Source organism: Streptomyces torulosus (assembly GCF_001419765.1).
Lineage (GTDB): Bacteria > Actinomycetota > Actinomycetes > Streptomycetales > Streptomycetaceae > Streptomyces > Streptomyces torulosus.
The window spans coordinates 1-9,713 of record NZ_LIRK01000695.1; the positions used below are offsets into that span (position 1 = coordinate 1).

6 protein-coding genes and 1 pseudogene are annotated in these 9,713 nt (G+C 73.4%); 4 read left to right on the forward strand and 3 right to left on the reverse strand.

Translation table 11 applies throughout. The features are described 5' to 3' along the window. Positions 1–358: 358 nt before the first annotated feature. The 3 genes from AOK23_RS37675 (at position 359) to AOK23_RS37685 (ending at position 3,922) form a co-directional block, all read left to right on the forward strand. Positions 359–1,027 carry a helix-turn-helix transcriptional regulator gene (locus tag AOK23_RS37675; protein WP_055716977.1) on the forward strand — a complete coding sequence of 223 codons (669 nt, stop codon included), beginning with the start codon at positions 359–361 and terminating at the stop codon, positions 1,025–1,027. Positions 1,028–1,169: 142 nt separating this feature from the next. Further along, entirely contained in the window at positions 1,170–1,847 is a 678-nt protein-coding gene (locus AOK23_RS37680; RefSeq protein ID WP_055716978.1) for a Pvc16 family protein, read from the forward strand. After that, positions 1,844–3,922: an ATP-binding protein gene (locus AOK23_RS37685; RefSeq protein WP_079049930.1), complete on the forward strand. Its 2,079-nt coding sequence runs from the start codon at positions 1,844–1,846 to the stop codon at positions 3,920–3,922. The genes AOK23_RS37680 and AOK23_RS37685 overlap by 4 nt, the downstream gene beginning before the upstream one ends. Positions 3,923–4,021: 99 nt before the next feature. On the opposite strand, the gene AOK23_RS37690 is transcribed toward AOK23_RS37685, so the two are convergent. From AOK23_RS37690 to AOK23_RS50840, 3 genes are all read right to left on the reverse strand, one after another. Then, complete coding sequence (locus AOK23_RS37690; RefSeq protein ID WP_055716979.1) at positions 4,022–5,464, reverse strand: hydrolase; 1,443 nt, start codon at positions 5,462–5,464, stop codon at positions 4,022–4,024. 208 nt (positions 5,465–5,672) lie between these two features. Continuing rightward, positions 5,673–6,923, reverse strand: coding sequence for a hypothetical protein (locus AOK23_RS37695; RefSeq protein WP_055716980.1), 1,251 nt, complete (start codon positions 6,921–6,923; stop codon positions 5,673–5,675). Between the two features lie 60 nt (positions 6,924–6,983). Beyond that, on the reverse strand, positions 6,984–8,669 hold the full coding sequence (locus AOK23_RS50840) for an eCIS core domain-containing protein (RefSeq protein WP_055716981.1): 1,686 nt from the start codon (positions 8,667–8,669) through the stop codon (positions 6,984–6,986). A 255-nt stretch (positions 8,670–8,924) separates the two neighbouring features. Between AOK23_RS50840 and AOK23_RS37705 the strand changes: the two are divergent. Further along, positions 8,925–9,713, forward strand: a pseudogene (locus tag AOK23_RS37705) (phage tail sheath family protein); the annotation flags it as partial.

The following is a 9,713-nucleotide window of genomic DNA, read 5'->3' on the forward strand; positions in this document are numbered from 1 at the left end:
CTGTGAAGGGGTCAGCGGTGCGGGGGACGGCGGTGAAGGGGGCCGCCGTGGAGGTGTCGTGGCCGATCTCGTGGTCGATCTCGTGGTGCTCCACGATTGCGCACGGCGGTCGGCGCACAGAAGTGTGGTTCGAGCCCATCGGTCACCTGGGCCCCTGCGGTGCATCCGGCTCCGCCGGCCGGCCCGGTCCGCGGCCCGGCCGGTGGTCCGATCGGTCGCCCGGCCGGTGGTCCGATCGGTCTTCCGGTCGGTGGTCCGATCGGTCGTGCGGTCGGCGGTCCGGCCGCCAGCCGGCTCGGCCGTCCTCCCGGCGGTCCGGTCGGCGGAGCCTCCCCCCACGCGTACACAGGAGAATCGGTTGCCCAGCTCATTACGGACGGCGGAGACGGCCACGACCGTGGCGCGGCGCCGGATCCCGGTCGTGGTCCACACTCCGGACCCGCTCTCCCGGGCGGGGGTGCTCAGCCAGTTGGGCGGGCACCCGGTGATCGACCTGGTCGAGGGCGGTGAGCCGAGGCCCGGCACCGTGGCCGTCCTGATCGGTGAGACACCGGACGAGACCCTGCTGTCAGCGCTCCGCAAGACGGTGCGCAGCGACGGCGCGCGGGCGGTGCTGGTGGTGAGCGCGATCCGTGAGACGGAACTGCTCGACGTCATCGAGTGCGGGGTCGGGGCGGTGGTGTGGCGCCACGAGGCGACCGCGCACCGGCTGTCGCAGGCGGTGCTCGCGGCCTCGCGCGGTGACGGCGATCTGCCCGCCGATCTGCTGGGGCGGCTGATCAACCAGGTCGGCTCGTTGCAGCGTTCCGTGACCGGCCGGCCGGGCGCACCCGTGTCGGGCCTCGTGCCGCGGGAGATCGACGTGCTGCGGCTCGTCGCCGAGGGGTTGGACACCGGTGAGATCGCGAGCAAGCTCTCCTACTCCGAACGCACCGTCAAGAACGTGATGCATGGTCTGACCACCCGACTGCATCTGCGCAACCGGGCGCATGCCGTGGCGTATGCCCTCCGGGAAGGCTACCTCTGATCGAACAGGCAGTCGCATCGGACCCGCCGGGCAGCGTGCTCTGCCCTCGGGTCGTCCCCGGCGTGCCTGCGGGGACGGGCACCGCTCGGGGCACGATCGGCGGACGGACAGACGACGGGGCGGACGGCACGGGAGCACGACGGTGATCCACGAGGTGGACGAGGTCCTCAAGGGGCTGATCGGGGGCGGCGCCCTGGCCGGTTCCGGTATCGACGTCTCCTTCGAGGCACCGACACGCGACTGGGCGGCCCGGCGCAACGCGCCCACCATCAACACGTATCTGTACGACATCCGCGAGGACGTCTCCCGGCGGCAGCGGGGCCACATGCCCGTCCGCGACGAGCGTGACATCGTGGTGCGGCGCCGTCAGCCGCCCCGCTGGTTCCGGCTGTCGTACCTGGTCACGGCCTGGACGAAGCAGCCGCAGGACGAACACCGGCTGCTCTCCGCGGTGCTGGCGACGCTGCTGCCGCGCGAGTTGCTGCCGCCGGACGAACTGCCGGGCGCGCTGGGCGCGCTGGGGCTGTCGGTGCCGCTCACGGTGGCGGGGCTGCACACCGAGTCCCGTTCCCTCGCGGAGATCTGGTCCGCGCTGGGCGGTGAGCTGAAGCCGTCCCTCGACCTCGTGGTCACGGCGCCCTTCCCGGCCTTCCCCGAGTACGACGCCGGTCCCCCGGTCACGGAGGGCGCGGCGGTCCGCGTCCGCACCATGGACGGTACGGCGTCCGACTCGCCCGAGCGACGGCACCGGCCGCGGCACCTGGCGCCGGCCCCCGCGACGGGCAGCGGCCCCGTGGCCCCGGTGGAGCGGGCCGAGTGAGCACGCACGCCCCCGTGGAACCCGACGGAGCGACGCTCCCCGCCGCGCCCCGGCAGGGCGTCACCGACGATCCCCTCCTGGTGCGGCTGGGCCGGCTCCGTGAGCGGGTGTCGCGACTGGTGGACCGGCGTGCCGCCGTCGACCCGACCGCCGCCGATCCGCTGCGCGGGCTCTACCTCTCCGAGGAGGCCGTACGGCATCTGCTGGTCCCGGTGCCGCCGGATCCGCAGGGGCCCAGAGCGGTGTACGACGGGCCGGAGGACCGGTTCGCGCGGCTGGCCGGGCGGCTCGGGCTCACCGACCTGGACACCGCCGTCCTGCTCATCGCCCTCGCCCCGGACGTGGACCGGTCCTTCGAGCAGCTGTACGGGTATCTGAACGACGACGTCAGCCGGCGCCGGGCGAGCGTGGGGCTCGCCCTCGATCTGTGCGGGGTGCCGGTGCACCGCGCCGCGGGGCGGGCCCGGTTCCACCCGTCGGCGCCGCTCGGCGCGCTCGGCCTGCTGACCGTCGAGGACCCCGAACGCCCATTCCTCAGCCGGGCGTTGGCCGTGCCCGACCGGCTCGTCGCGCATCTGCTCGGCGACGACACGCCGGACGCCGCGCTCGCCGCTCATGTCCGGCCGTTGACGCCGCCCGCGGAGTCGCTCGTGCCCGGTGGCGCGTTCACCGCCAAGCTGGCCGCCCGGCTGGCCGCCGGTCCGCTCGCCGTCCATCTGCGGGAGCACCGTGAGGGGGACGGGCTGCTGTGCGCGGCGGCCGCCCTGCGCGCGGCGGGCCTGGAGGCCCTGCATCTCACCCCTCCGCCGGAGTCCGCCCAGGACGGCGATCCCTGGTCCGGCCTCCTCCCCCGGCTGCTGCGCGAGGCCCGGCTGAGCGGACGCGCGATCGTCGTGTCGCCCCTGCCCGAGCGTCCGGGCCCGCTGCTGCGCGCGCTGGTCCCGGCCGGCGCGCGCGAGGCCCAGCGCCACCACCCACCCGTGGTGTGCGTCGATCCCCGGCCGTACGACCCGCAGTGGGCCGACGTCGACCCGCTGGTCCTCGACGCGCCCCGCCCGTACGCGGCCGCCGCGGACGCCTGGTCGGCCGCGCTCGGCGCGGGTGCGGAGGGGCCGGGGTTCGACCTGGCCGCGACCGTGGCCCCCTACCGGCTCGGCGGGGACCGGATCGAGCGGGCGGCCCGTGCGGCCCTGGACCTCGCCGCGTTCGACGGTACGCAGGTGACCGCCGCTCATCTGCGGCGCGCGGCCCGGCAGCAGTCGGCGTCCGGTCTGGAACGGCACGCCCGCCGGATCCGCCCCGACGTCGGCTGGGGCGACCTCGTCCTGCCGGACAAGCCCCTCGCCCAGCTGCGGGAGTTCGCGCTGCGGGCCCGGCATCGCGACCGGGTGCTCGGGGACTGGCGGCTGAGCGCGGGCGGCGGCCGGGGCCACGGCGTGCTGGGGCTCTTCGCGGGTGAGTCCGGCACCGGCAAGACGCTGTCGGCGGAGGTCGTCGCCGCTGATCTCGGCCTGGACCTCTATGTCGTCCAGCTGTCCTCGGTCGTCGACAAGTTCGTGGGCGAGACGGAGAAGAACCTCGAACGGATCTTCACGGAGGCCGACCGCACCGACGCCGTGCTGCTCTTCGACGAGGCGGACGCCGTGTTCGGCAAGCGCTCCGAGGTCAAGGACTCCCATGACAAGTACGCCAACATGGAGAGCGCCTATCTGTTGCAGCGGCTGGAGGCGTTCGACGGTATCGCGCTGCTCACCACCAACCTGCGGGCCAACATCGACGAGGCGTTCACCCGGCGGCTGGACATGGTGGTGGACTTCCCGTTCCCGGACGCCGGTCAGCGGCTGGCCCTGTGGCGGCACAGCCTCGCGTCGGTTCCGTGCGCCGTCGACACCGACCCGGGCGGGGTGGCCCGTGACTTCGAGCTGGCCGGCGGTTCCATCCGCAGCGCGGTGGTCACCGCCGCCTACGCGGCGGCGGGGCGCGGCGACCGGGTCACGTCGGCCGACCTGCGGGAGGGCGCGGAGCGCGAGTACCGCAAGGCCGGCCGGCTGGTGCCGGGCGAGGGCGGCTGGTAGCCGCCGTTCGGCCGGGCTGCCGTGCAGGGGGCCCGGCCCCGCCCCCCGCCCGGCCGGGGGCGGGCGGGGTCACCGGGGCGCAGCCCGGCCGGCGGTATCTCACACGGTGAAGCGGACGGCCTCCACCCAGATGTCGTTGCGGAGGGTGCCGCCGAAGGTCCAGCGGTCTCCCTCGTTCGGCTTGTCGCAGGCCATGCCGGCCCAGCCCTCGTTGCGCTGGTGGACGGCCTGGCAGACCGTACCGCCGCCGTCGTCGACGTTGAGGGTGAAGCCCAGCAGGGCGGGGGCGTCCTTCTTGCTGTCGCCGACGTAGTTGTCGCTGCCGTCGGGCGCTCCGGACCACGGTTCGACGTAGTGGCCCTGGCCGTCGGTGGACTGCGGGTTGTGGACGAAGGCGGCGCTCGCGGTGCCGCCCACACCGAACACCGCGATGTTCAGGGCTGTGAGCGGCCGGTTCTGGCCCACCGTGCCGGCCATGTCGCCGTCGCACTCCGGTGCCGTCCAGCCCTTGCCCGCCACGAAGGCCCGGTAGCAGATGTGCTTGCCGCCCGGATCGGTCGCGGCGAGCTTGCGGACCGCGGTGGCCGCGGTCGGCTTCGGGGCCTTCTTCTTCTCCTCGGACCCGCCGCCCGAGCCTCCGCCGCTGCCGCCGCTGCCACCGCCCTCGTTCTCCGGCTCGGCGGTCTGCGGGGGCGCGGCGGGAGCGCTGGAGGTGGGCGGCGGCGCGGGCGAGGGGGGTGCCTGCGGGCTGGGTGGCACGGTGCTGACGGCGGCCTTGTCGAGCTTCTCGGTGGCGGTGCTGCGGACCTGCGGCTTGTGGGTGATCCACAGCATGACGAAGGTGATCGCCAGCGCGAGGAGGAGACCGAGGAAGGTCGCCAGCCAGCCCGGCAGGAAGCCCCGCTGGACGTAGGTGCCTTCGACGTCCAGCGGCACGGCCCCCGACCGCTTCACCGCGAAGGTGTAGGGCCGTTCCTCCTTCGACCCGAACCAGATGATCTGGCGCGGCTTCAGCGTGGCCTTCACGAACGCGGCACGGCCGGGCTCGATCTGCACGTTGCTCGGGTGGATGTCGTACGACAGCTGATCACCCGTGTCGCTGCCACTGACGGACGCGGTGACCTTGGTGTTGCCCAGGTTGTCCACCGCCAGCTTCGGGCGGCCCCTCAGGCGGCCCTTCACGGTCGGCGGCACCAACTCCGCGCGGACTTCCGTGAACGGGGTGATGGTGAGGTTCCCCTCGGGAACCGTCGTCGCGTCCGGATGCTCGGTCGGCGTGATCCGCACCGCGTACGGGTTCGGCCCGGCCGTCGCGTCCGAGGTCCGCGGCGGGGCGAAGGACAGCTCCACCGTCCCGGTCGTCCCCGGATACAGACGGAGCGACTGCGGCTCCACCGTCACCCACGGCGCGATGTCACCCACCGGCTCGAAACGGTACTCGTCGACGACATCGCCGGTGTTGCGCAACTTCAGCCGCACGGTCGTGCTGGCGCCCGGATCCACCGTGGCCGACGGGGGTTCCAGGGAGGTCCACAGGTTCAACGTTCAGCCCTTCGAGGAGCGGAGGATCAGCCACTCCTGGTCATCGGTGTGTCGTGGCACCCGGGTCCACAGTCGCGGACGGGGTTCGAGGGAAGTCCACAGGCTCACCACCTGGACGCTAGCCATGGGGATCCCGCCGGTCAGGTGGCTCCTGGGCACGGTTCGTTCCCCAACGGGCGCCGGGCGGTGCCCCTTTGGTCGTCATAGGTCACGGAGAGCCGGGGCCGGACCCGGTCGGGGAAGGCGCGAACGTGCCCGCGGGAGTGTTCCGGGGGGTCGTGGACGTGCGGAAGACGAGCCCCGGTCCGTGCTTCCTGCCGAGCACCTCCGTGACGTAGTGGTTCATCCGCTCGATCTCGTCGTCCCGCGAGTAGACCCGGACCAGCGCCTTCCGCTGTTCCAGGTCGACCTGGCGCTGCGTCCGCTCCCACTCCTCGCGGGCCGACTCGTCGGTGCCGTCGACGGGAGCCTTGGGCACGGCGTCGAACTCGTCCTGGGTGCGCACCGGGAAGGAGTCGACGGGGACGAGGACATGGTCGGAGCCGCCCGGACCGGGCACCGCGCGGTACACGATGATGTCGAGACCGTCGACCTGGTGGGCCGCGATCTGCCCCTTGAGCCGGGGCCACTCGATCGTGGTGAGCACGCTCTTCTGGGTGGTGCCGTCGAGGACATGGGCGGTGACCCAGCCCTTGAGGCCCTCCACGTACGTCTGCGAGAGGAGCCGCCACAGTTCGCCCAGGGCCGGTGACGCGCTCCAGCTCGGCAGACCGAAGAGCAGACCGTCGAAGATGCGGCCCTGGATGGACGCCTCCAGGACCGTGCCGCGGCCCACGCTGACGTCCTCGGTGGCCTGCGCCGAGCCCATCTTCGACCAGAGCTGGCCGCGCTGCGCCGACGCGTCGGCGTGCCGGTCCAGGATGTCGAAGAAGCCCTCCTTGGTCTGGTTCTGCTTGTACCAGGAGTACTGGACCTTGTTGCCCTGCACCGTCCGGTGCTGGAACCCGGCGATGACGGCGCCGATGGCCGCGTGGTCTATCGGGGTCGTCTCGTCGGTGTCGGCCTTCTCCAGGTCCCGCTCGATGTTGGCGAGGAAGGCGGTGACGCCCTGCTTGAAGGAGTCCATCTCGGCGAGGGCGCGGATGCCGTTGATCCGGCTCCACAGCTGCTGCTTGTCCTGGATGAACCGGATCTTGCGGGCGTCCGCCGGGGTCATCGACTTCCCGGAGCCCGACGACCGGTCGGAGCCCTGGGAGGACGGCCTGGTCGGCGATCCGTCCTTCCCCGCCCGCTGCACCACCGGGCCGGCCGTCCCCTGCCGCAGCGCCCTCACGGTGGCCGCGTTGCCCGCCGCCTGCTGGAAGGCCAGCACCGACGGGGCCCGCGCCGCGGTGAGCGGGGCCCGGGGCGAGTGCGTCCGCGGCTGCCGGCCGGGGTCGTGCTCCTGGTGTGCTCGCATACGGCTGTTCCCTGAAGAAATGAAGAGGCGGAGAGGCGGAGAAGTGGCTGATCCGGCGGGTCAGGCGCTGGTGTCCATGCGGTCGGCGGGGTCCGGCTCGCGGTCGCTGGAGCTGGCCGGTGAGTCGGAGTCGGTGTTGTAGTCCCAGGTCGCCCCGACGGGCACCTGCGTCGTCTCCCCGTCGTGCTCCTCGCACCGCAGCAGGAGCGTGGCGAACGTGCCGCTCACGGTGTCGTCGATCCGCTTCGCGAGCTGGGCCGCCTTCTCGACGCTGAAGTCCGCGATGTCGGTGTTGGCGGCGCCGCTCACCCATGCCGGTCCGGGCCGGATCGTCGAGCCCGCGTACAGCTCGATGAAGCAGCTGACGCAGGGGCGTTTCACGCCGGCGATGTGCTCGTCCGAGATGCTGCCCGGCGCGGCGGCGCCGATGATGGTGCGCTCGGCGTGCTTCCCGTCCTTGGTGGGCACCGGGACGGTCATCGGCCCGGTGAGCGCCTGGAGGACGTCCCAGAACTCCGGGGGCGTGGACTCCGCCTCCTTGGCGAGCAGGCTCCTCAGTTTCTTCATGTGCCGGGTCTCGCGGTCGGTCTGCCCCACGGCCGTCTCCAGGAGCTCGACGATGTACTCCTTGGCGGCCTTCGTGCCCGCGCCCTCGCGCAGCACGTTGTTGACCTTGACGCGGTTGGTGGAGACGAACAGCTTGAACGCGGCCTCCACGTCCGGGGCCTCGGTCACCTCCATGCCCGCCTGCACCTCCTCGGGCCGTTCGTTCTTCTGCAGCATGGCCCGGTTGACGACGGTGGAGATCCAGCGCAGCACCTGCTTGGTGCGTTCACCGGCATAGCTGCGGGGTGCCACGCCCTGCTCCGAGGGGATGTACATCTGCCCCTTCTTGCTGGTGCCCGCGGCGGCCGCCTTCTGCTCGTCGGTGGCCTGGGAGCGGTCCACCTTGTGCAGGGTCAGGCTCTGGTTCGCGCCGTGGGCCTCCCAGCCGAGGGCGATCAGCGCCTGCTTGACCGCCTCGGACGGGCTGGTGGCCGCGCCCTTCGCGCCGGCCCGCCCCTTGGCCTTGGTGACCCGGCCCCCGCTGGTCCTGGACGAGGAGCCGGCGGCCGGCGACCGCTGCACGGCCGGCCGGCCCGCGTCCCCGCCGTCCCGCCGCGCGGGGGCGGCCTCGGCCGCGGACCGCTGCACGGGCGCCGGTCCGCTCATCGCCTCCCGCGCGGCCTGCCGCGCCTCGACCTCGGCCCAGTCGCCGGGGTCGGAGATCATCAGGCCGTCGCCGTTGTCGGTGCCGGGCACGGGCCCGCGCTTCTGCTGGCCGATGTGGTGCAACTCCTCGGCGAGGACCTCCTTGTCGCCGCCGTCCCACACCACGTGCGGGTACGAGGTGTACGCCTGCGCCTCGATCTGCGCGGCGGAGTCCAGGGCCGCCGCGTCGGTGTGGAGGCGTACGTCGCTGAAGTCCTGGCCGCCGAACCGGCCCTGCATCTCGTGCAGCAGCGGCTCGTCCATCCGCTGCCCCGGTGAGCGCAGGACCTCGTGCACCGTCGAACGCTGCACCGACGGGCCGTGCCCGCACTGGGCGTCGTGCTCGTGCCGCTGCTCCTCGACCGCCCGGGCCACGGCCGCGTTGCCGGCCGCCCGTTGCAGCGCGAGGAGTCCGGCGGCGGGGCCCGGCGCGGGGGTGCGGCCCGCGCCGGCCCGCCCCCGGGTCTGGTCGGTCTCCTTGTCCTGCGCGCGCACGGGGCTCCCTCGACGGCCTGGGTACGTACCGGACGTACGTGCTTCCCAGGGCTACCGGAGGGCGTCCGGCCGCGGGAGAGCCGCGAGGGCAGCCTCGCGGGCAGAGCGGGTGGGCGGGCGGTCACCCAGGCACGGCGGGATGCCCCTGCGGGCAACGGGAATGCCCCCGGACAGGCACCGGAGGACGTTTCGGGGGACGCGCTTCGCGCGTGAGGGTGACAGACGAACTGTCTCGTACCCCGAGGAGCGCAGAGCATGCCGTCCTACCTGTCGCCCGGCGTCTACGTCGAGGAGGTGGCCAGCGGCTCGCGCCCCATCGAGGGAGTGGGCACCTCGGTGGCGGCCTTCGTCGGCCTGGCCCCGACCGGCCCGCTGAACGAGCCGACCCTGGTGACCAACTGGTCCCAGTACGTCGCCGCCTTCGGTGAGTTCACCGACGGGTACTACCTGGCGCACTCGGTGTACGGGTTCTTCAACAACGGCGGCAGCGCCGCGTATGTCGTCCGTGTCGGCGGCACGGACGGTGGGGCGGCCGGGAGCAGCACCCCGGCCGCCGTCACCGGTTCCGCCGCCCCGGCGGCCCTCCCGGCGGGCGAGCCGCAGCGGCTGGGCACCTTCACCGTGGCCGCCATCGCGGGCGGCTCGCTCAGCGTCGAGGTCACCGACCCGGAGGGCGAGGGCCCGGCGGAGCGGTTCCGGCTGGTCGTCAAGGACGGCGACAAGGCGGTGGAGACCTTCGACGTGACGGCCAAGAAGGGCGGCCGGAACTACGTCGTCACCCAGGTCAAGGAGCGCTCCAAGCTCATCTCCCTCCAGGAGGCGGCGCCCGCCGCGCAGCTCGTACGCCCCGACAACCAGACCGTGGCGCTGGCGGCCCCCGCCGCCCCCGTCCCGGCGCCCGCCGCGACCAGCGCGGGCGAGACGCACCCCGGCCCCCGCGAGTACCTCGGCGACTCCGCCGACCGCACCGGCTTCGGGGGCCTGGAGGCGGTCGACGAGATCTCCATGGTGGCCGTGCCCGACCTGATGGCCGCCTACCGGCGC

Bases quoted from the DNA above. Each gene is read 5' to 3' on its own strand.
- AOK23_RS37695 (WP_055716980.1), bottom strand. From the start codon at position 6,923: ATGCGAGCACACCAGGAGCACGACCCCGGCCGGCAGCCGCGGACGCAC.